The sequence below is a fragment of the Sporosarcina sp. FSL K6-1508 genome, from assembly GCF_038007465.1.
In the GTDB taxonomy this organism is placed as follows: Bacteria; Bacillota; Bacilli; order Bacillales_A; family Planococcaceae; genus Sporosarcina; species Sporosarcina psychrophila_B.
On sequence record NZ_JBBOXF010000001.1, the window covers coordinates 2,199,499 to 2,218,655 of the forward strand.

Genomic DNA, 19,157 nt, shown 5'->3' on the forward strand with positions numbered 1-19,157 from the left:
AATGAGTGGAGGTGAAAATATGTGTAAAGCTTGCGATGGAACAGGACTGCTTTCTGATGATGAAGGATGGAAATACCATTGTACTTTATGTAATTCAGTCATAATGTCTTATACCGAACATGATATTCAAGAAACAAGGGTAATGGCTGTCGATGAAAACAATCGTTTATTGGATTGAATGTCAAGAGGTAAGGCTACGCAATCCGTGTAGCCTTACTTTTTTTAAAGATAAGCATTTGCATTCATGGTACTCTTCCTAACTTACTCATTGTAGAAAGATTGGTAAAGAAATTGCCATAGGTACATTTTAGGAAACGCCTAGCATATCATGGCAGTGTAATTACTAATTGGAATGGAGTGTTGAATTGGCGTACACGGATAACTATGAAAGAGATGCCTATGGGATTATCGCTTTTTGGTTACGGAACGATTATGACCATGGTCGATTTTTGGATAGAGAAATAAGCCATTATGAAACAGAACTGGCTCGTGCAAACCTAAATAATATTCAGCGCTTGGGAATTATCTGGCAAAAGGCAGAGTCGAAAAAAGGAGATCTAGGTACATTAATTAATGAGGCTCAACATGCTACGAGTGAATTTCACAGTCTGCTGGCCGATACAATGGATAGGTCATTACACTGTGATGTTATTATTTCAACGCCAGTATCTCTTCTGGATCACATGGTTCGAGAGGCCGAAGAGTCCCAAAGGGTCTTTAAGCTAATGGAAAGTGGCGGTCGAGTTTCACCTTCAGACGCTATTATACATGAAACTGTATTTTGGTTGAGACAAATGGCAGATCATTTAGGCTATATACGTCATTATTCAGATGTATCGAATTATGAAGTGAACTTTCAAGTAACAAATATGATGCAAAAATTTGAACGGCTATTAATGCAGGCAACCGCTCTTAAAACTATGATACGCAAACCGCGCAATGAAACGCTGCCAATTTTAACACATTTCAAGGAAATGATTATTAAGGAGGCTAAGAGTCTAGAAGAATTTAAATTAGAACTAGATGAGCTAATCAAAACATGTGCTATCGCTACAACATCTCCACCCGATTTGTTAGAACATATAGCCAGGGAAGCCCATCATTTATGGAGAAACTTGGAGGAAGAGATTATAACATAATAACTTTTTATTCGTAGCGTATTTTTAGCCAATATCCCATGGTGAATCAGTATCTCAAAGCCACAAGACGCTTAAAACACCATTAAAATTTGAAAAAGAACATTTATGCCATAGATTCCCTGAATCGGCCCATTTTTAATGCCGGCGCGATTTCGCGGGTTTTATCTATGGCTTTTCATAGTTAGGAAATTGTTTTTCATAACTATTAACGACAGACACGACTAATAAATCCAACTTTGTATAATCCGAAGGCGTACGGGAATCCTACTACTATCTGAGTATTGAATGGAGGATTTATTGTGACCCATACTAATAAAGAAAATGGAAAGTTACCACTGGATACTGAATCCTATTGGAGGACGGATATTGAATTTCCAAAGTTTCCAAGTTTAGAGGAGGATATTCAAGTTGATGTCATTATTGTAGGGGCGGGAATTACGGGGATTACATCCGCTTATCTGTTAGTGAATGAAGGCTTGAAGGTCGCTATTATCGAAGCGGGAAAAGTGTTGAATGGGACAACTGGTCACACGACCGCCAAAATCACAGCACAACATGATTTAATATACGATGAATTTATTCGTAATATCGGAAGAAGCAATGCACGTTTATATTATGAGGCGAACACGGAAGCGCTTAACTTTATCAAAGAAACAGTGGATCAACATAAAATTGATTGTGATTTTAGCACGCAAGATGCGTACATATACGCTACTACCGAGAAATACGCGCGCAAGATTGAAAAGGAAGCGGAAGCTTATGAAAAGATCGGCATAGAGGGAGGATTGGTTGATAGTATTCCTTTTGAAATAGATTTCCAAAAGGTACTTGTTATGAAAAAACAAGCGCAGTTTCATCCAACAAAATATCTGGTCCACCTACTTCAACTTATCACGGAAAAAGGCGGATTAATTTTTGAGAACACAACTGCGGTAAATATTGAGACTGGAGAACAACCAGTCGTACTTACCCGTGAGGGTCCTCGTATTACTTCCAATCATGTTCTTGCTTGCTCTCATTTTCCGTTTTATGAGGGACTTGGACTTTATTCTACAAGGATGCATGCAGATAGATCCTATGCCCTTACAGTCAAAACAAAAAAGAAATTTCCCGATGGAATATATATAAGTGCCGATCAGCCAACACGTTCACTCCGATCTGTAACGGTTAACGGAGAAGAAATGGTGCTCATTGTCGGGGAAAGTCATAAGACTGGTCAAGGGATAGAGACGATGGAACATTACAAGGCGTTGGAGAGTTTTGGTGAGGAAGTTTTTGGGCTGGAAAAGATTGTCTACCGGTGGTCGGCCCAAGATCTAGTGACGTTAGACAAACTGCCTTATATCGGTGAATTAACATCTGGACAACCGAATATCTTGATTGCGACAGGGTTTCGGAAATGGGGAATGTCCAATGGAACGGCAGCTGCACTATTATTCCGGGATATGATTTTGGGTAAAGAGAACACTTTTGAAAAATTATATACGCCTTCACGTTTCTATGCACATCCAAGTTTAAAAAACTTTTTAGTAGAGAACGCGAATGTTGTCGGCCAAATAATTAAAGGAAAGTTAGATTCACCCAAAACAAAGCCGGAAGACTTATCTAACGGGGAAGGTGCCGTTATTACGCTTGAAGGTCATAGAAAAGGTGCCTATAAAGATGATGAAGGCAAATTGCATATCGTAGATACAACCTGTACCCATATCGGATGCGAAGTCGAATGGAACAATGGTGATCGCACTTGGGATTGCCCGTGCCATGGTTCTCGATTTTCATTTACAGGCGAAGTAATTGAAGGTCCCGCTGAAAAACCGTTACAAAAATATGATTATAAAATGATTGATAATCTTACATCCGAAGACTCAGGTTATTGATAGTAAATAGCTAACAGCAGTGAGCTTCTACTGCTGTTTTTTTCTTTTAGAAATATAAAAAGCATCATCCAGTGAAGGATGATGCATCATTGGTGCTAATAGCTTTATAAAGCTTAGCCGCCTTTGCCGTATGGTCTTAGAAAGTTTTAAACCACCACTTCTCCAAGTGGGTGTTCGCAGAAACAATCCTGTATGTCCCGGTTGTCGAAAGAACTGGGTATGCCATTCCTGTTTCTAGGTAAAACTCCCGATTACAGCTTAAAGGTTAAAACTTAATGTATATACGAACAACGCAGCTTCTATATAGAGTATATAACAATCAAAGTGTATTATCAAATGAAAATAGTGGAAACTTTTTTAGCTTTGTAAAGATCAGCCGCCTTTGCCGTATGGTCTTAGAAAGTTTTAAACCACCACTTCTCCAAGTGGGTGTTCGCAGAAACAATCCTGTATGTCCCAGTTATCGAAAGAACTGGTTATGCCATTCCTGTTTCTAGGTAAAACTCCCGTTTACAGCTTAAAGGTTAAAACTTAATGGGTATACGAACAACGCAGCTTGTAAACATAGTGTACATCATCCGATTCGTATTTTCAAATGAAATTGTTGGGAATCAATCGAGAAATTTTTGAATGGTTTGCGTGCCAGGCAACGTAACAACGTTTATACTGGTTAAGGATAGATTTTAGATGAAAAGGAGAATAAGCATGACAGGGAAAACACACATCGTAGGCGGCATTGCAGCAAGTCTTGCTTATGCACAAATTACAAATCATGATCCGGTTATCATGCTGGGGGCTGGGGTGATCGGGGCGTTGCTTCCTGACATCTGTCACGGCGGCAGTAAGATCGGAAGAAAATTACCGCTATTATCAAAACTGATTAATATGCTATTTGGACATCGCACATTTACACATAGTTTGTTATTTCTAGTTATCGTCGCTTCCTTACTGAATGCATTCATTCCAAACGAGGCTGTAAAGGCAGGATTTTTGGCGGGAATGGTAAGCCATTATATCTTGGATATGGCGACGAAAAATGGTATCAAACTACTTTTCCCACTCAGCATGACGGTACGCTTTCCATTGACGACAAGAACTGGCGGCGGGGTAGAAAACATTGTGTTCAGCATTTTATCGCTCCTATCATTTTATTTCGGATACAAAGCATTCAGTTACTACTTATAATTGAAGCTGATTTTGAAAAAAGATGATGTCATAGCCTGCTTTTTGTTAGAATGGAAAAGGTGAAAGAGAGGGAGCATAAAAATGGCAATACAAAAGTTTCGAAAAACGATTTTATTTGAATATATACAAATTATCTTTGGTGCTGCGCTCGTTGGATTGGCCTTCAATATTTTCTTGTTGCCTTCCAAGTTAGCCGCAGGCGGGGTTTCAGGGATCAGTACAATCTTATATGAACTATTTCAATTTAATCCGGCCTATGTGCAATGGCTCATTAATATTCCATTATTATTGCTCGGAGTCTTACTTGTCGGTAAAGAATTCAGTTTAAAAACGCTTGTCGGCACGTTTTTCGTTCCGTTTGTCATCTGGTTATCAGCCGACATGAAGCTGTCTGTCGACAATCCACTATTAAGTGCAATATATGGAGGAATTATGCTGGGGGTCGGCCTTGGCATCGTATATAGAGGAAATGGTTCGACGGGGGGTACTGCTTTAATTGCTCAATTGGTCAAGAAATACACCGGCCTGTCAAGTGGTTTTTCGCAATTGCTTGTAGATGGACTAGTAGTCGTTACTTCAGCATTTGTCTTCAACTTTGAGCTTGCACTTTACGCAATGATAGCAATTTATGTTACGAGTAAGGTGATTGATTTTGTCCAGTTGCAAACGTCGCCGACCAAATTGGTACTCATCATTACGGATAAAGAAGAGGAAATCCAAGGTATTATCAAAAATGATATCAATCGCGGATTAACAAAAATTAAAACAATTGGCGGCTATACCAATCAAGAGAAAACAATGATTCTCTGTGTCGTCGAACAATCAGAGGCCGTTTACTTCAAAAAACTGCTCCAAACAAAAGAACCTACCTCCTTTGTCATCTTTCTGAATGCTTCCGAAATACTCGGTCGTGGCTTTTCTAAAGCGCAATTTGATGAAGATAACGTGAAATGAAATCGTTAAATGTGACCTGTTGCGGAAATTTCGCATACAGGTCATTTTTGTTTATTATAAAGGTTTTTCTCCTCCATTTGTCGAAATTAACTGTATGTTGCAATCATTTGATTGATAGGAGGAATAGAAATGACGTACAAGGTGGAGCAAGTTGAGGATCTAAAAGCAATCGATATTTCTCATTTAGTAAAAGAAAGCGAAACGGAAGGGTACCGATTTTTAACACGACTAGTCAATGATTATGAGGATGGAACAAACACGTTTAACAAACCGGGCGAAGCGCTGTTAGCTGTTCACAATGGAGATGGCGAAGTAGTAGCAATAGGCGGAGTGAATCAATCGCCATTCACTGAAGATACGAATGTTGCGCGTTTGCAAAGATTTTATGTGTTGGATGATGCGAGGCGTCAAGGTGTAGGTTCTCTTTTACTAAAAGAAATCGTGGATTATTCCCGTGGCACTTTCAATGAAATGACGGTGCGAACTGAATCTTCGAAAGCGGATGCTTTTTATAGAGCAAACGGATTCGAACTGGACGACTCCGCTTCTGAGACGACGCATTTGATGAAATTGTAGCATCTGTCAGTGGAATCGTTTCTGTGCCTTGCATGGAAACGATTCTTATTTATATGGTCAATTCTAGGAGGATTGAAATGTTAATTCGCGCTGCAAATATAGGGGATGCACCAGGTATAACAAAAGTCCAAGTGGATAGTTGGAGGACGACGTTCAAGGGGATCGTGCCGGACGATTTTTTGGATAGCCTTTCCTATGCTAAACGGGAACCGGTTTGGAGACGTGCGATAACAGAAAATAATCTATACATAGCAGAAGTTGAGAATGGGCAAGTAATCGGGTTTTCTGTAGGCGGAAAAGAACGAACAGGGAATTATGAAGCGTATACAGGCGAATTATATTCGATTTTTATCTTGGCAGAACACCAAGGAACAGGGATTGGACGATTATTGGTCCAATCTGTAGTCGATGATTTAAAGAAAAAGAAGTTAAATACAATGCTTATTTGGGTCATAGAAGAAAATCCAGCTTGCCGCTTTTATGAGGCTTTAGGTGGGAAAAGAATTGATACGCGGGAAATCGAAATTGGTGGCAAAAAAATGAGAGAAATTGCATATGGTTGGAATGATATAGCGGAGTATAACTAATCGCTATATATTCAATCCATGTATACGTATATACATTAATTGTGTCAGTAACTAGACGCCGCGTAGTAGAAGAGGGTTCAATGAGTTTTCTGATTTTCTTCAGTTAGTGTTGATTACATTTTTTGTGGATTATTCGATAATTCCCATAAGAATTCTATGAAAAGAGGTGAGCGTATGAAGCGTACTAATCATGCTCTAGTCATTGGCGGAACGGGGATGCTCACCGGAGTTTGTCTTTACCTTGCACGTGAAGATTATTCAGTATCTGTCATTGGGCGTACATTTTCGAAGTTTAAACAATTACATGTTGACAGTCAGCCTAATTCTATATTTCCTCTTTTGACTGATTACGATACCGATGATGTAGATGAAGAAGTTAATAAAGCGATTCAAGAACGAGGTCCGTTTGATCTTATTATCAGTTGGACATCAAATTACAGGGTGCTTGAGCGTATTTGTGAAATGAACCATGGGAACGCTTCGTTTCGTTTATTCCATGTAAAGGGTAGCTTACGGTACTTCAAAGATGAGTCTATCCGTATTCATAGCCGGTGCAACTACCGGAAAATCTATTTAGGATTTGTAATTGAAGAGAGTGGATCACGGTGGCTTACACACGATGAGATTGCGAATGGAGTTATTAAACAAATTAGGATAGATGAAGAAGTGGGGATAATAGGTCAAATTCATCCCTATGAAGCACGCCCGAGATAACTAGTTTATGTGTTGGAAATGTTGTAAGGAGGGGGCATTAATGCTGAAACGAAAATATGGAAGTAGGTATGATTGGAAACGAGTAACGGAAAGGGCTTATACGGAGCTTTATATCGACTCAGATTCATCCTTCAAGGGATATGTGAGCTTGCTTCATCTAAAAGAAGTAAGAGAGCCCTTATACATGAGCTACGAGGAGAGAACCGTTTGCATTGCAGATGACGGATATTACTGGATGCAACATTTCCCGGAAGGGCAGAACTATTCAGTTACAACGGTGTTTAATTCCTCGGGTGGTATTGTGCAATGGTATATCGATATATGTAAAAGTATTGGGTATTGTACCAAGAACGGACCGTGGATGGATGATTTATATTTGGATCTCATTGTATTACCGACTGGGAAAATCATTGAAAAGGATATTGATGAGTTGGAAATAGCTTTGAAGAACAAAGAAATTTCTACCTGGGAGTATGAATTAGCTTGGACTGAATTTGATCGACTTAAACTAGAACTGACAGATGGTTGTTTGAAATTAAAGGAGATGACGATGTCTCATTTTGATTTGTTGTCCCAATCTTTTGACGTCGCTGAAAGGGGTAATTGAAATGTTAATTAGAAAAGCCGAGATAGAGGATACAAAAGGAATTGCAAAAGTCCATGTGGATAGCTGGAGGACGACATACAAAGGGATTGTACCAGACACCTTTTTGGAAAGTCTTTCTTATGAACAACGCGAGCTGATGTGGAAAAAGGGGATAAAAGAGAATCACGTATACATAGCGGAAAATGAGAATGGTCGAATCATCGGGTTTTCTACAGGTGGAAAAGAACGTACTGGAAAATATGAAGCACATACAGGGGAATTATATGCAATTTATCTTTTGAAAGAGTATCAGGGAAAAGGAATAGGGCGATCACTCATTCAGTCTGTTGTGAATGATTTAAAAGGAAAGAACTTAAACTCGATGCTCATATGGGCGATAGAAGAGAATCCGGCTTGCCGTTTTTATGAAGCGTTAGGCGGGAAGCGAGTTGACACGGTAGAAATCGAAATTGCAGGCAAGAAGTTGAGTGAAGTTGCTTATGGATGGAATAAAATAGCTGATTTAATAACGAAATAAAATCGTTTAAGAATGGAATGAGAAAATGCAGAAATTGAAAAGAGTTATCAAGATTATTATTCTTTCAATCATCATTTTCTTTGTTGTCGTGATTTCGGGCTCTTGGGTTTATCATTCGACAGTTATGAAAAAAGAAATTGCCTCAACACCAGCGCCAGGATTGCTGGTGGACGTGAAGGGTCATTTAATGCATGTTTACACGGAAGGGGAAGGAGAACAAACGATTGTGTTCCTTTCGGGTGTGGGAACGAGTGCACCTGTGTTGGATTTTAAGCCCCTTTGGTCTGAATTAGCTCCTACATATAAAATCGCGGTTGTAGAAAAAGCCGGATATGGTTGGAGTGATACTGCGGAAGTATCAAGGGAGATTGACATCATTCTTGACGAAAGCCGAACAGCGCTTCAACTCGCGGATGTTCAGCCGCCATATGTTTTGGCTGCTCATTCAATGTCAGGATTGGAAGCTATCCGTTGGACCCAAAAGTATCCGGAAGAAGTGGATGCGATTATCGGTCTTGATCCCGCGATTCCCGTAACTTACGAAGTCTTGCCGCTTCCTTCGGCACTATCCATTCAAGCGGCTAAATTATTTGCCCGCACCGGGATGATCAGGTTGGTTCCATCTATCGTAAATAGTTCTGCTGCAATTGAATCGGGCTATTTGTCAGCGGAAGATATTGCGACATATCGTTCGCTTTTCTATCGAAGGACCCTCACTTACAACATGCTTGAAGAAATGAAACAAGTCCAAGCAAACGCGGAAAAAGTCGGACAAGCGGGGATACCTAATGAAGTTCCAATGTATTTCTTCATCTCAGATGGAAATGAAATCGGAATACCGAATTGGCGGGAGATGCTCTCTGATTATAGCGGTCAACTTGAGCACGGTCAGTTTTTATACTTAGATATCGGACATTATGTCCATACCTGGGAACCCGAACTTATTGCAAAAGAGATTGATACATTTCTCAGGAGTGAAAATTAAGTCAGCATAGGCGCCTAATAAGTGGGGTTTTTATTTCAACATATACAGCAACAGTGAAAGGAAGATAATGATGGAAGAACAATTTTTAATTACGGATGTAGAAAGAGAAAAAGTATTAAAAAATTATTTTAAACAAGGGTTACAAGGTCGGCTTGACGTATTTCCGAGTAAGGAAAAAAGGAAGTATATTATTGCCCAAGAAATAATTAAGAAATTCGATACGGATAAAATATATATGGAAAAAGAGATAAATGACCTATTGGTAACGTTTTATCCCGACTTTGCAACTATAAGACGATTTCTTATAGACTATCGTTTCATGACTCGAAGCGATGATGGAAAGCAGTATTGGGTTAAAGGGGAAACACATGCAAATACATAGAAATGTGGAACGGCAAGATATGAATTTGTTTGTTGAAAAGGTCTTAGGTGAACATAAAGATTTGCTGAGGAATTTTTACGTGTGTATGGGAAGTAAAATGAATGAGGGTATCTATTCTGTCGCTGATGAAAATGGAATCGTGGTCGCTGCATCAACGCACTATTCCACTTGGCATCCTCATTGCGTTTATGTACGTTTTGCTTACGATTTCAATTGTGTTGATGAACGCGCAATTCACTTCATGATTGAGTTCCTAAAAGATGAATTTGAGAAGCCTTTATTTGTTTTGATTGAAGATCGTTTTAGTCGTTTAGGTGAATTACTTTTGCAAAAAGATTTCCGATTAATTAGAAAGACGGAAGTAATCAACATTAAACCTGAAAGTTGTTCTACTGAAAATGATATTAGGAATAAAGAGATTAAAACCGTTGAGCAGATTCTAAAAGACCCAATTTTACTGTCCAGCCTAATTGAGATATGCAAAAAAACATATACAGAGACCCATGTAGATAACCCTGTTGCTGACTTGTCTACTTTAAGTTGGGAAAGTGTCATCCTTGATGATCTTATCGACTCAAGTAGCTATGTTGTAGTAAACGGAAATAACGTAGTTGCTTTTAGTTTGATGTATGAAGGTGAGGGATATAGTTGGGAGCTTGGCTGGATAGGTGTAGCCAATAGCGAGGAAATGGTTCTATTGGATGTCATTTTGAGTAAACAACTTCACGATGCGAATGAACAAAAAATTGCGTACATCGAAAAAGAAGTGGACTCCACATGTCCCTATTCACTGCACATAGCGAAGTCGCTTTTGTACGAAGTGTCGGAAACTTTGTATACGTACGTCGACAAATAAATAATTGGACTATATACGTTGAACAAATGAGTATAGCGTAGGCGCCTTACAAGGGGCAGCCGAAGACATAAGACTAGCGGCGAAGCTGCTTGGCTTATGGCGGGAGGCATCCCCTAGCGCCGCAGCGGGTTCAATGGGATTCTTTATTTCAACATCTATAGTTTAAATTTCTATTCAAATAATCAAAGTTAGGATGAGGAACATGACCACTACTATCACAATAACTCCACCGAGCGATATAAAAGATCTTGCAGCTTTTTTAGAGAATATGAATAACGATTCAAGCAGCCACGTTGGCTACTGTGGTGAAGACAGAGAGGGAATTTATCAAACACTTCTTGATGATTTCTCGGATTTGGATTTGTCTCAGTCCTTTGCAGTTGCTTATGATAATGGAAGTATCGTCGGCGCCATTGGGTTGGATATTGATAAAGATCGCTTTAGTGCGGAAGTATGGGGACCTTTTATTAGCGATAAAATAGATGATTCATATATTGTTGATAAGCTTTTGAAAACAGTGATCTCTAATTCATCAATTCAGCTAAAGCATTTAAGTTTTTTTCTGAATAAGGAAAATACCCGTGGAAAAGAATTTGTCTTGAAACACGGGGGAGTTGAAAGAGGACATCATTCCAACTTGCTGGCTCACCGCGATGAACTTGGGGAAATTAAGGTTGAAGGAATTATGGAATATAGCCCGTCTTATGAAAAAACCTTTTCTGCTCTTCATGAGACCGAATTTCCTAGTACATATTATAGTACGCAAAAAATTCTTAGTCGGCTGACTGATATGAATCGGTTATTTGTACTGACAAATGATGACCAACATATTAAAGGATATGTCTATGTGGAGGCTCAGCCGCAACATGGTGAGGGCTCGATTGAATATATCGCTGTTTCTAATAACGATAGAAAACAGGGCATCGGAACAAAGCTAATAAAATTTGCTTTAGCTCATCTTTTCACGCATAAGGAAATTGAAGAAATTTCCTTATGCGTTGAAAACGAAAATGAGAGAGCCCTTAATCTTTATCGAGCCGCTGGATTCAAAATAAAGCACGAACTTATTCATTTTGACATTACATTTAAAAGGTGCGAGGAAATAGTTCATGCTAATCAAAAGTGAAGAAGATATTCTATGGTTAATTCGTGAAGACAAATGGATGATGGAGCTACTGAAATGCGCCAAATCACTGAATTTACCAGATTGGTGGATTTGTGCAGGTTTTGTTCGGTCTAAAATTTGGGATGTGTTGCATGGATTCGATGTAAGAACGACGATCCCAGATATTGACGTAATCTATTATGATCGAACAAATAGTGAAAAGAGTACGGAAAAGAAACACGAGGAAGCATTGAAAAGGCTTCTACCTGCAATCCCTTGGTCAGTTAAGAATCAGGCAAGAATGCATAGTGTCAGTAATAGTCCACCCTATACTTCGTCTATTAATGCGATATCAAGATTTCCTGAAACAGCAACAGCTTTAGGAGTGAAATTGGATGACAGAGAAAATCTAGTCTTAACAGCGCCGCATGGCATAGTTGACGTTGTAAATTTGAGAGTAACACCAACGCCTACTTTTCATGAGAAGAAAGAACAGATAAAGATTTACGAAGAAAGAATTCGGAAAAAGAATTGGCAAGCTGTATGGAATAAGGTTGAAATTATAGGGGTGGACAGTAATTAGGAGGGTTCGTATGGAATTTACAGTAAGCTACGCTTCATTTATAACTGCGATTTCTGATATAAACAAAATTATTTCTTCAAAAAGCGTTATTCCAATACTTTCTGGAATAAAAATAGAAGCCAATGAGAATGGTCTTAAGCTAACTGGCAGCAATTCGGATATTAGTATTGAAAGAATAATTCCTTTACGAATTGATGGAGTAAAGGTTGTGGAAATCAAAGAATTCGGTAGTGTGGTTGTCTTATCAAATTATTTAAACGAAATTGTTAAAAAGCTTCCGAGTGATATTTGTGTTAAATCAGGACGCAATGATTCAATCATAATAGAGTCAGGGGATATTGAAACAAAACTAACCGGTTTTAATGCGAATGATTTTCCAAAACTTCCTGAAATGGATTGCAATAATAACGTGAAAATCCCTTTTGGGAAATTAGCAGAGGCTATAAAAAAAACTGCGTTTGCAGTTTCAAAAAGCGAAGCTAAACCAGTACTAACCGGCGTGAAGATGGAGTTTGAGGGGAATAAGCTTGTTTGTACTGCAACAGACTCACATAGATTAGCGCGTCATGAACTACATATAGAATCGGAAATGATAAAAACATTTGTTGTCCCGAGTACAAGCTTGTCAGAATTGACGCATTTAAAAGTGGCAGATTCCTCAATCGTAGACATCTCTTATACGAATAATTTCATAGTGTTTGGAACTGCTGACAGTAAACTTTATTCAAGGTTAATCGAAGGCATCTATCCTAATACACGATCCTTGGTGCCAACAGAATCGAAAGTAAAAATCACTATGAATACCCAAACATTAATAGAAGGAATTGACAGGGCTTGTGTATTTTCGACAGAATGGAAACACAATAACGTCCAATTGGAGATTATAGATGAAGCAACTATCAAAATATCATCAAATTCTACAGAAATTGGGATGATTGAAGAAATTCAAAAAATCATACAAATCGAAGGACAGAATAACATTCAAATGTCATTCGATGGTCGTTTTGTACTGGACGCATTAAAAAGGATACAAAAAGAAAATGTAACGATACGTTTTGATGGTTTGATGAAGCCGATTGTCATTCAGCCGCTAAATGATTCAACTTGCCTCCATCTGATTTCGCCAGTGCGATCTTACTGAAATGAATTCCCCACTAGGGGGGGAGATAGAACATTTACATTTATTTAGAAGCGAAAGGGGTTTTTTTAATGAATTTAGCAGCACAGACCTATTGGGATGAATTTTGGAGGAACGATGAGAAGCCGGCTTCTGTCAACGCGTGGATGTTTGGAGGTTTACCTGATGAGCTAGCACAACTCGTAATTGATGGGAAAAAGACAGCGACTTGTTCAAGTTATGCTTTATATGAATTGGAAAATGAGCCTTTGCCGACGACAGACGATTACAGCATTATTTTAAATAAAGATGAACAACCGGTTGCCATTATTAAGACTGTTGAAGTATCGCTTGTACCGATGAATAAGGTTACGGAAGAATTTGCGATTTCAGAAGGGGAAGGTTCATATGAAGATTGGAAATTAGCTCATGTGCGATTTTTTACGGGTGAATTACAACCAGTTGGGCTTAAGTTTTCTGAGGACATGCTTCTTGTTTGTGAACGATTTATCCTAATTGATGTGCAGGATAATAATAAATGATCGTATTGGGGGAATAGTCATGTTAGCAACAACTTTAGAAAGTTATCTAGATAATAGTATGCTACAGCTGTCGAAAGAAGTCAGGCAAGAGATGTTGACGCAAATCGGAAATCCGGATAGTTATTTGCGTGACAAGTTAATCTATCAAAGCTTCGTGAAAATGATTTTTTCTGATCAATTAAATTCCGAAGAACTTCTTGAATTACTAGAAAAGGTTGTACAGGAGGACTATCTTTTTTACAGAATTGGCGAGTCTGGAACTGATTCGGTTTTTACACGCTCCTTCTCCGCACTCGTGATTGCTGCGGTTATTGAATATGATCTCAAGAAAAGAATAGCGAATCCCGATATTATATTTTATACAACGAATAAAGTTCTTCAATATATGCTGGAAGAAAAGGATATAAGGGGTTTATTCATGAGAACGGCTGGGCACATGCGATTGCACATGGTGCTGATGCTGTGGATGCGTTGGCAAAACATCCCCTTTTAAAAAAAGAGGATATCAGTCGAATTCTTCACGTAGTTCAACATGCCCTGTTCAGGCAAGTGGATTATTTAGATGAAGAGGAAGACCGGCTTGCTATAATACCGATTTCCTTAATAAAGCATCAACATGCTGAACAGGAGATACGAGTATGGATTGAAGACATGACCGGAATGGTCGAAACTCAATTGGATGAAAATAAAGGTTCAATTGATGCTTATCATGTTAAAAGAACAGTAAAGAGTTTTTTGAAATCATTTTACATCATGTTGAGTGCGAAGGATATAGGGGAGCAAGTGACCTGCGACGTTTTTGAGGCGCTGAAAAAATGGATGTATCTTCGGTAGTCATGGATTTTACAGTATTCGTCGTATAGTTACTCGTCTGTCGTACAGGTCAAGCAATTCGACGGCCGAATTTTCATTAAGCATGATTGCACTTATCTTTTCTAGTTAATCAGCATACTATCTAAGGTAGCATAATGAGATACTCAGGAAGGTGGATGCTAATGTATTATCCCTATGTACAACAAATGACCCACCAAGAACAGCGCAATATGACTGTTACGGGAATTGGAAACCTTACAGCTGCGCCGGATATTGCTCAAATCCAGTTGGAGGTAAGTACCGAAAACGATCAACTTAATCATGCGCAAAAAGAAAATTCGTATGAAATGAATCAGGTCATCGATTCGTTACTGAGATTAGGCATAGACAGAGAGAATATTCAAACGGTTTCTTACAACATCAATCCGCAATATAACTATATAGATGGCGAACAAGTATTTAAAGGATACAAAGTTACAAATGCAATTACAGTAAAAATCACTGCTATTGATCAAGTCGGAAGTGTGATAGATGTGGCTGTTCAAAACGGGGCCAATCGAGTATCAAATATTCAGTTCCATTTAGAAGATGAAGAGCTTTATTATCAACAAGCATTGAGCCTGGCACTAAAAAACGCGTTAGCCAAAGCACAGACGATTGCCGAGACAATGCAGCTTCATATTGACCCTACACCGCTCAAGATTCGTGAAGAAGTGACAGCAGAACCCGCTACATATCGTACATTTGCCGCCAAAGAAATGAGTGTGTCTACACCGATCGAACAAGGGCAAATTACGATTAACGCTACTGTAAAAGTACAGTTTCAATATTGAAATTAAATATAAAAAAGGGACTGGTATCTGTCTGGAAGTCTAGAAATGATAACTAAAAAATTTAAGGGGTGGGTAAATATGGAGACCGGAAAAGCTGCTACTTATCAATCACCGATTGCAAGGATATTTGACAAGTTTTCGCGGCAACAAGACGTATCATTGATTTATGGTGAACCGATTAGTTTTAAAAATAAAAAAGTCCTTCCTGTAGCAAAGATCAATTATATTGTTGGTGGGGGTGGAGGATTTTCCGAGGAATCAGGAAATTCTTCAGCAGGCCAAGGGGAGGGAGGCGGAGGGCATATCTCCGTCAAGCCTTTAGGCGTTTATGAAATTGATTCGGAGAAAGTGAAATTCAGACCGATTATCGACTTCAAGTTCACCCTGACACTAGTTGCTGTTTTTACATTGGGCCTAGTTTGGCTATTGAAAAAGACTCGTTGAAAATTAGCCTGTCCGAAAGGGAATGATTGAATGTTGTACCGCAGAAAAACATACACAATCGAACCATCGATGTACGAAACATTTACGCACTTATTTCACACCTATTTACTTCCGAATCAGCTGACGCATGGTGCGCAGCTGGTTGGACGGTGGGTCAATGAAGAACAGACGGAGATCATGGCAATGTGGTCATACGATAATAGGGTTCATTACGAGACAGTGGACGCTGGCATTCGGGCATCGGAAATGCATGTTGAAGCACAAAACTATCGGAAATCGTTAACTCCATTATTCATTTCATCAAACGAAGATTTTTTCACTTCGACTGGAGATTACGGACAATCTAAACAGATTGTTGCTGTTAGTGGCTGCATTGTAAATGAGGAAGGACACGTATTGCTTGTACGGAACAATCATCGGAATGATACATATGAAATGCCAGGCGGACGGGTTGAGCCAGGTGAAATGTTGAAAGAAGCGGTTAAACGAGTGGTGCGGGAAGAAACCGGTATCCACTCTGAAATAGGTGATAGGGTCGGAGTTTATCAAAATATCACGTCAGGCATCATCTGCATGGTTTTCCGTGGAAGAGCAATAGCTGGTAAATCTGTTGCGCAACCTCCCAAAACGATTGACGTACAATTTGTCGACTTTAATAAAGAACAGGTAGGAGATTGGATTAAACGTCCGCAATTTATGTCTAGAGTGAATAATGCTCGAATTAGCGATTCGATTGCTTATGAAAGTTATGAAATGAGGCCTTACCGATTGGTTGAACATTCATGAATAACCTTTCTTGGGTTGGAAGTGAAAAGGACTTTGTCGATGAACGGGATGTTCGGTGGATTAATCGTATCGTCGTTGGTCGTTTTGGAGGTAATTCTTCAGCGGGACAAACAAAGAACGAAGATGGATGCATCGTTTGGCAAAATGAGGATTGGGAATTCGCGGCTATTTTGGATGCACATAAAAGTGCCGAAAGTGCGGAACTTGTCATTCAAACAATCGAGCAGCATAAAGAAAAATTGGTGGAGATTTTAGAAATGAAAGGTCCTCCAGAATTTAAACGTTTGGAAGGGAAGTTACTTGGGATTTTTCAATCTGAACAATTTTTGAATAAATGCAGATGTGTCACGGGAGAAACGGCTTGTCTTATCGTCGTTAGGAAAGATAATTACGTATGGTGGTTTTCGGTTGGAGATTGCTTAGTATATGTATTGCATCCGGAATTAATTGCTCTTAACCAATTCCAACTCAACCAAAGGCAATTCTTCGAGTGGATTGGCCAAGTGAATACGTTTGAGCAAGAAGTACCATGCTACACGTCAGGGACAAGGGAATTAAGAAAAGGGAACAACCTCATTTTCCTTACGACTGATGGTTTGGTTGAAAGCCCAGGGGAACCTTTTTTGGATCCGACAAATCTTGTTGTTGCACTGAATGAAAAAGAACTTGATGTAAGTATTTCGCAGTTGTTGATGGAAATCGAAAGACAGAATGTACGAGACAGTACAACAATTATTGCATGGAATGTGGAAGTAGCAAAGCAAGGCAGCATCCCGAGCGATTATAGGGAATGAGGAACAAAGTACACGGGTAATCAGTTTAAAGAATTAGGAAAACTAACAGGATTTTACTGTAGTCAAACAACTGGACAAGATATCATCAAACGATAATTGCAGAAAAGAAAATGATGAATGGCATGTAGATCACTTCCAAAATACACTACCACAATTTTACCGAGGACCTGATTTGGTCGGGCAAATGACGGAGGAATTGAAGAAAGCATCTAATTTAGGTTGAATATAAATAATACCTCTCGCTAGTATCATACTAGCGAGAGGTATCAACGCTTTAATTAGCGCTGTTGCCAAGGTTACTCATTTTCTTTTCTTTGCATTTGGATTCATTCGTTCACGTTTTGGTTTTAGGGAACTCAATTCAGCAAACTCGCGGGCCATTTCTGCTTCCATGTCACCAGGTTTTATTTTTTGGTTTTTTGGTGTCTGCGGCAACGAACGCGCATTATTCCCACCAGTTTTGTCGTCATCTCTTCCCATTGTAACAGCTCCTTTCAATTAGTAAGTACTTTGTTAATGTGGCTTTACAGAGAGAATTTATCCGATGAAAATTTTTGCAAAAGAAAAAGACCATTTACAATAATGAGTTAAGTAGTATAATGGAAGTTAATTAAATATTCTTATCAAGAGAAGCTGAGGGAATTGGCCCTGCGAAGCTTCAGCAACCTCTGACATAGTCAGGAAGGTGCTACCTCCAACAAGATTTTTTCTTGAGAGATAAGAACAGAGAGCCCAAGGTTAACCCTCTTTTCTTATCTTACAGAAAAGTGGGTTTTTTATTTTGAAATAAAATCATACATAACAATTTAAAAAGGGAGAGACAAAAATGCCAATCAACATACCGAAACAATTACCGGCAGGGGAACTGTTAAAGAAAGAAAAAATATTCGTGATGGATGAAGAACGTGCAACGTCACAAGATATACGTCCAATGACCATTGCAATTTTGAATTTGATGCCAGAAAAAGAAAGAACTGAGCTACAGCTTCTGCGTTTATTGGGAAATACTCCACTGCAAGTGAATGTTACCTTTCTGAACACAGCAACACATGATTCGAAAAATGTTAGTAAAACACATTTGAATGCTTTTTATACAACATTTGAACATGTGAAGCATCGTCGTTTCGACGGATTGATCATTACAGGTGCCCCGATTGAGCATTTGGAATTTGAGGACGTTAATTACTGGAAAGAAATGACGGAGATTATGGAATGGTCAAAAGAAAATGTAACTTCTGTTTTACATATTTGCTGGGGTGCCCAAGCAGCGCTATATCATCATTATGGAATTGGAAAATTTGAGTTGCCGAAAAAGTGCTCAGGTGTATTTACACATCGACTTTCCGACCCGACGAATAATCTTGCACGTGGCTTTAATGATGAATTCAAAGCACCGCACTCACGCTATACATCCGTTTCGACAGAAGAAATAGAAAATGATCCTCGTCTACACCTGCTAGCAAAATCAGAAGATGCTGGAGCTTTCATCGTCATCTCTAAAGATAGTAAACATATTATGATTACAGGGCATTTGGAATACGATGCGGATACACTTGCAGAAGAGTATGCGCGTGATCTGAAAAAAGGAGTATCTGTTGATATCCCAGAAAATTATTTTCCGAATGATGATTCATCCAAAGAGCCACTGAATACATGGCGTTCTCACACGCATTTGCTCTTTTCTAACTGGCTGAATTATTATGTATACCAAGAAACGCCTTATGAATGGGAATAACTGCTCAATGACCCTTTTGTGGTAGA

The 19,157-nt window shown here is 39.0% G+C and carries 23 protein-coding genes, 2 other RNA genes, 1 pseudogene and 1 riboswitch; of the genes and pseudogenes, 23 read left to right on the plus strand and 3 right to left on the minus strand.

Annotated elements, in window-relative coordinates; translation table 11 throughout:
- Position 1 precedes the first annotated feature (1 nt).
- The 3 genes from MKZ11_RS11010 (at position 2) to MKZ11_RS11020 (ending at position 3,016) form a co-directional block, all read left to right on the plus strand.
- Positions 2 to 178, plus strand: coding sequence for a hypothetical protein (locus tag MKZ11_RS11010; protein WP_340794484.1), 177 nt, complete (start codon positions 2 to 4; stop codon positions 176 to 178).
- A 169-nt stretch (positions 179 to 347) separates the two neighbouring features.
- The gene (locus tag MKZ11_RS11015) at positions 348 to 1,139 is read left to right on the plus strand and encodes a DUF2935 domain-containing protein (RefSeq protein WP_340794485.1); all 792 of its coding nucleotides are present in this window, start codon (positions 348 to 350) and stop codon (positions 1,137 to 1,139) included.
- Positions 1,140 to 1,438: 299 nt separating this feature from the next.
- Positions 1,439 to 3,016 carry an FAD-dependent oxidoreductase gene (locus tag MKZ11_RS11020; protein WP_340794486.1) on the plus strand — a complete coding sequence of 526 codons (1,578 nt, stop codon included), beginning with the start codon at positions 1,439 to 1,441 and terminating at the stop codon, positions 3,014 to 3,016.
- 110 nt (positions 3,017 to 3,126) lie between these two features.
- Here MKZ11_RS11020 and ssrS (MKZ11_RS11025) read toward each other — a convergent pair.
- Together ssrS (MKZ11_RS11025) and ssrS (MKZ11_RS11030) are read right to left on the minus strand one after the other, a co-directional pair.
- Positions 3,127 to 3,318, minus strand: a non-coding RNA gene (ssrS, locus tag MKZ11_RS11025) — 6S RNA.
- A 67-nt stretch (positions 3,319 to 3,385) separates the two neighbouring features.
- Positions 3,386 to 3,577: non-coding RNA, 6S RNA (ssrS, locus tag MKZ11_RS11030), on the minus strand.
- Between the two features lie 144 nt (positions 3,578 to 3,721).
- Here ssrS (MKZ11_RS11030) and MKZ11_RS11035 point away from each other — a divergent pair.
- The 19 genes and pseudogenes from MKZ11_RS11035 (at position 3,722) to MKZ11_RS11125 (ending at position 17,396) form a co-directional block, all read left to right on the plus strand.
- Complete coding sequence (locus MKZ11_RS11035) at positions 3,722 to 4,201, plus strand: metal-dependent hydrolase (RefSeq protein WP_340794487.1); 480 nt, start codon at positions 3,722 to 3,724, stop codon at positions 4,199 to 4,201.
- 81 nt (positions 4,202 to 4,282) lie between these two features.
- The gene (locus MKZ11_RS11040; RefSeq protein WP_340794488.1) at positions 4,283 to 5,155 is read left to right on the plus strand and encodes a YitT family protein; all 873 of its coding nucleotides are present in this window, start codon (positions 4,283 to 4,285) and stop codon (positions 5,153 to 5,155) included.
- Positions 5,156 to 5,284: 129 nt separating this feature from the next.
- The gene (locus MKZ11_RS11045; RefSeq protein WP_340794489.1) at positions 5,285 to 5,731 is read left to right on the plus strand and encodes a GNAT family N-acetyltransferase; all 447 of its coding nucleotides are present in this window, start codon (positions 5,285 to 5,287) and stop codon (positions 5,729 to 5,731) included.
- A 77-nt stretch (positions 5,732 to 5,808) separates the two neighbouring features.
- The gene (locus tag MKZ11_RS11050; protein ID WP_340794490.1) at positions 5,809 to 6,318 is read left to right on the plus strand and encodes a GNAT family N-acetyltransferase; all 510 of its coding nucleotides are present in this window, start codon (positions 5,809 to 5,811) and stop codon (positions 6,316 to 6,318) included.
- 174 nt (positions 6,319 to 6,492) lie between these two features.
- Positions 6,493 to 7,032, plus strand: coding sequence for a short-chain dehydrogenase (locus tag MKZ11_RS11055; RefSeq protein ID WP_340794491.1), 540 nt, complete (start codon positions 6,493 to 6,495; stop codon positions 7,030 to 7,032).
- 40 nt (positions 7,033 to 7,072) lie between these two features.
- Positions 7,073 to 7,639, plus strand: a complete 567-nt coding sequence (locus tag MKZ11_RS11060; RefSeq protein ID WP_340794492.1) for a DUF402 domain-containing protein — start codon at positions 7,073 to 7,075, stop codon at positions 7,637 to 7,639.
- Between the two features lies 1 nt (position 7,640).
- Positions 7,641 to 8,156, plus strand: a complete 516-nt coding sequence (locus MKZ11_RS11065; RefSeq protein WP_340794493.1) for a GNAT family N-acetyltransferase — start codon at positions 7,641 to 7,643, stop codon at positions 8,154 to 8,156.
- Between the two features lie 25 nt (positions 8,157 to 8,181).
- A complete protein-coding gene (locus MKZ11_RS11070) occupies positions 8,182 to 9,141 on the plus strand; it encodes an alpha/beta hydrolase (RefSeq protein ID WP_340794494.1) in 960 nt (319 codons plus the stop codon).
- A gap of 70 nt (positions 9,142 to 9,211) precedes the next feature.
- Positions 9,212 to 9,523 (plus strand): DUF2087 domain-containing protein, encoded by a 312-nt coding sequence (locus MKZ11_RS11075; protein ID WP_340794495.1) that lies wholly within the window; start codon positions 9,212 to 9,214, stop codon positions 9,521 to 9,523.
- Positions 9,510 to 10,379, plus strand: coding sequence for a hypothetical protein (locus tag MKZ11_RS11080; protein ID WP_340794496.1), 870 nt, complete (start codon positions 9,510 to 9,512; stop codon positions 10,377 to 10,379). The genes MKZ11_RS11075 and MKZ11_RS11080 overlap by 14 nt, the downstream gene beginning before the upstream one ends.
- 202 nt (positions 10,380 to 10,581) lie before the next feature.
- Entirely contained in the window at positions 10,582 to 11,505 is a 924-nt protein-coding gene (locus MKZ11_RS11085) for a GNAT family N-acetyltransferase (RefSeq protein WP_340794497.1), read from the plus strand.
- Positions 11,489 to 12,067 (plus strand): nucleotidyltransferase family protein, encoded by a 579-nt coding sequence (locus tag MKZ11_RS11090; protein WP_340794498.1) that lies wholly within the window; start codon positions 11,489 to 11,491, stop codon positions 12,065 to 12,067. Before MKZ11_RS11085 ends, MKZ11_RS11090 begins: the two co-directional genes overlap by 17 nt.
- A 10-nt stretch (positions 12,068 to 12,077) precedes the next feature.
- On the plus strand, positions 12,078 to 13,208 hold the full coding sequence (dnaN, locus tag MKZ11_RS11095; RefSeq protein ID WP_340794499.1) for a DNA polymerase III subunit beta: 1,131 nt from the start codon (positions 12,078 to 12,080) through the stop codon (positions 13,206 to 13,208).
- Between the two features lie 68 nt (positions 13,209 to 13,276).
- Positions 13,277 to 13,726 carry an ASCH domain-containing protein gene (locus MKZ11_RS11100; RefSeq protein WP_340794500.1) on the plus strand — a complete coding sequence of 150 codons (450 nt, stop codon included), beginning with the start codon at positions 13,277 to 13,279 and terminating at the stop codon, positions 13,724 to 13,726.
- Positions 13,727 to 13,886: 160 nt separating this feature from the next.
- Positions 13,887 to 14,560 (plus strand): annotated as a pseudogene (locus MKZ11_RS11105) (DUF2785 domain-containing protein).
- 185 nt (positions 14,561 to 14,745) lie between these two features.
- The gene (locus tag MKZ11_RS11110) at positions 14,746 to 15,372 is read left to right on the plus strand and encodes an SIMPL domain-containing protein (protein WP_340794501.1); all 627 of its coding nucleotides are present in this window, start codon (positions 14,746 to 14,748) and stop codon (positions 15,370 to 15,372) included.
- A 78-nt stretch (positions 15,373 to 15,450) separates the two neighbouring features.
- Positions 15,451 to 15,816: a spore germination protein GerW family protein gene (locus MKZ11_RS11115; protein WP_340794502.1), complete on the plus strand. Its 366-nt coding sequence runs from the start codon at positions 15,451 to 15,453 to the stop codon at positions 15,814 to 15,816.
- Between the two features lie 30 nt (positions 15,817 to 15,846).
- Positions 15,847 to 16,602 carry an NUDIX hydrolase gene (locus MKZ11_RS11120; RefSeq protein WP_340794503.1) on the plus strand — a complete coding sequence of 252 codons (756 nt, stop codon included), beginning with the start codon at positions 15,847 to 15,849 and terminating at the stop codon, positions 16,600 to 16,602.
- Positions 16,599 to 17,396, plus strand: coding sequence for a protein phosphatase 2C domain-containing protein (locus MKZ11_RS11125; RefSeq protein WP_340794504.1), 798 nt, complete (start codon positions 16,599 to 16,601; stop codon positions 17,394 to 17,396). Before MKZ11_RS11120 ends, MKZ11_RS11125 begins: the two co-directional genes overlap by 4 nt.
- A gap of 300 nt (positions 17,397 to 17,696) precedes the next feature.
- Here MKZ11_RS11125 and MKZ11_RS11130 read toward each other — a convergent pair whose 3' ends face one another.
- A complete protein-coding gene (locus MKZ11_RS11130; RefSeq protein WP_340794505.1) occupies positions 17,697 to 17,876 on the minus strand; it encodes a hypothetical protein in 180 nt (59 codons plus the stop codon).
- Positions 17,877 to 18,013: 137 nt separating this feature from the next.
- Positions 18,014 to 18,120: riboswitch (SAM riboswitch) on the plus strand.
- Positions 18,121 to 18,222: 102 nt separating this feature from the next.
- On the opposite strand from MKZ11_RS11130, the gene metA reads away from it, so the two are divergent.
- Positions 18,223 to 19,131, plus strand: coding sequence for a homoserine O-acetyltransferase MetA (gene metA / locus MKZ11_RS11135; RefSeq protein ID WP_340794506.1), 909 nt, complete (start codon positions 18,223 to 18,225; stop codon positions 19,129 to 19,131).
- Positions 19,132 to 19,157 lie beyond the last annotated feature (26 nt).

Excerpts from the sequence above, each read along its gene's own strand:
- MKZ11_RS11035 (WP_340794487.1), top strand. The coding sequence starts at position 3,722 with ATGACAGGGAAAACACACATCGTAGGCGGCATTGCAGCAAGTCTTGCT.
- MKZ11_RS11055 (WP_340794491.1), top strand. The coding sequence starts at position 6,493 with ATGAAGCGTACTAATCATGCTCTAGTCATTGGCGGAACGGGGATGCTC.
- MKZ11_RS11120 (WP_340794503.1), top strand. The coding sequence starts at position 15,847 with ATGTTGTACCGCAGAAAAACATACACAATCGAACCATCGATGTACGAA.
- MKZ11_RS11100 (WP_340794500.1), top strand. The coding sequence starts at position 13,277 with ATGAATTTAGCAGCACAGACCTATTGGGATGAATTTTGGAGGAACGAT.
- MKZ11_RS11045 (WP_340794489.1), top strand. The coding sequence starts at position 5,285 with ATGACGTACAAGGTGGAGCAAGTTGAGGATCTAAAAGCAATCGATATT.
- dnaN (WP_340794499.1), top strand. The coding sequence starts at position 12,078 with ATGGAATTTACAGTAAGCTACGCTTCATTTATAACTGCGATTTCTGAT.
- MKZ11_RS11040 (WP_340794488.1), top strand. The coding sequence starts at position 4,283 with ATGGCAATACAAAAGTTTCGAAAAACGATTTTATTTGAATATATACAA.
- MKZ11_RS11070 (WP_340794494.1), top strand. The coding sequence starts at position 8,182 with ATGCAGAAATTGAAAAGAGTTATCAAGATTATTATTCTTTCAATCATC.
- MKZ11_RS11060 (WP_340794492.1), top strand. The coding sequence starts at position 7,073 with ATGCTGAAACGAAAATATGGAAGTAGGTATGATTGGAAACGAGTAACG.
- MKZ11_RS11075 (WP_340794495.1), top strand. The coding sequence starts at position 9,212 with ATGGAAGAACAATTTTTAATTACGGATGTAGAAAGAGAAAAAGTATTA.
- metA (WP_340794506.1), top strand. The coding sequence starts at position 18,223 with ATGCCAATCAACATACCGAAACAATTACCGGCAGGGGAACTGTTAAAG.
- MKZ11_RS11090 (WP_340794498.1), top strand. The coding sequence starts at position 11,489 with ATGCTAATCAAAAGTGAAGAAGATATTCTATGGTTAATTCGTGAAGAC.
- MKZ11_RS11080 (WP_340794496.1), top strand. The coding sequence starts at position 9,510 with ATGCAAATACATAGAAATGTGGAACGGCAAGATATGAATTTGTTTGTT.
- MKZ11_RS11115 (WP_340794502.1), top strand. The coding sequence starts at position 15,451 with ATGGAGACCGGAAAAGCTGCTACTTATCAATCACCGATTGCAAGGATA.
- MKZ11_RS11125 (WP_340794504.1), top strand. The coding sequence starts at position 16,599 with ATGAATAACCTTTCTTGGGTTGGAAGTGAAAAGGACTTTGTCGATGAA.
- MKZ11_RS11085 (WP_340794497.1), top strand. The coding sequence starts at position 10,582 with ATGACCACTACTATCACAATAACTCCACCGAGCGATATAAAAGATCTT.
- MKZ11_RS11130 (WP_340794505.1), bottom strand. The coding sequence starts at position 17,876 with ATGGGAAGAGATGACGACAAAACTGGTGGGAATAATGCGCGTTCGTTG.
- MKZ11_RS11010 (WP_340794484.1), top strand. The coding sequence starts at position 2 with ATGAGTGGAGGTGAAAATATGTGTAAAGCTTGCGATGGAACAGGACTG.
- MKZ11_RS11050 (WP_340794490.1), top strand. The coding sequence starts at position 5,809 with ATGTTAATTCGCGCTGCAAATATAGGGGATGCACCAGGTATAACAAAA.
- MKZ11_RS11065 (WP_340794493.1), top strand. The coding sequence starts at position 7,641 with ATGTTAATTAGAAAAGCCGAGATAGAGGATACAAAAGGAATTGCAAAA.
- MKZ11_RS11110 (WP_340794501.1), top strand. The coding sequence starts at position 14,746 with ATGACCCACCAAGAACAGCGCAATATGACTGTTACGGGAATTGGAAAC.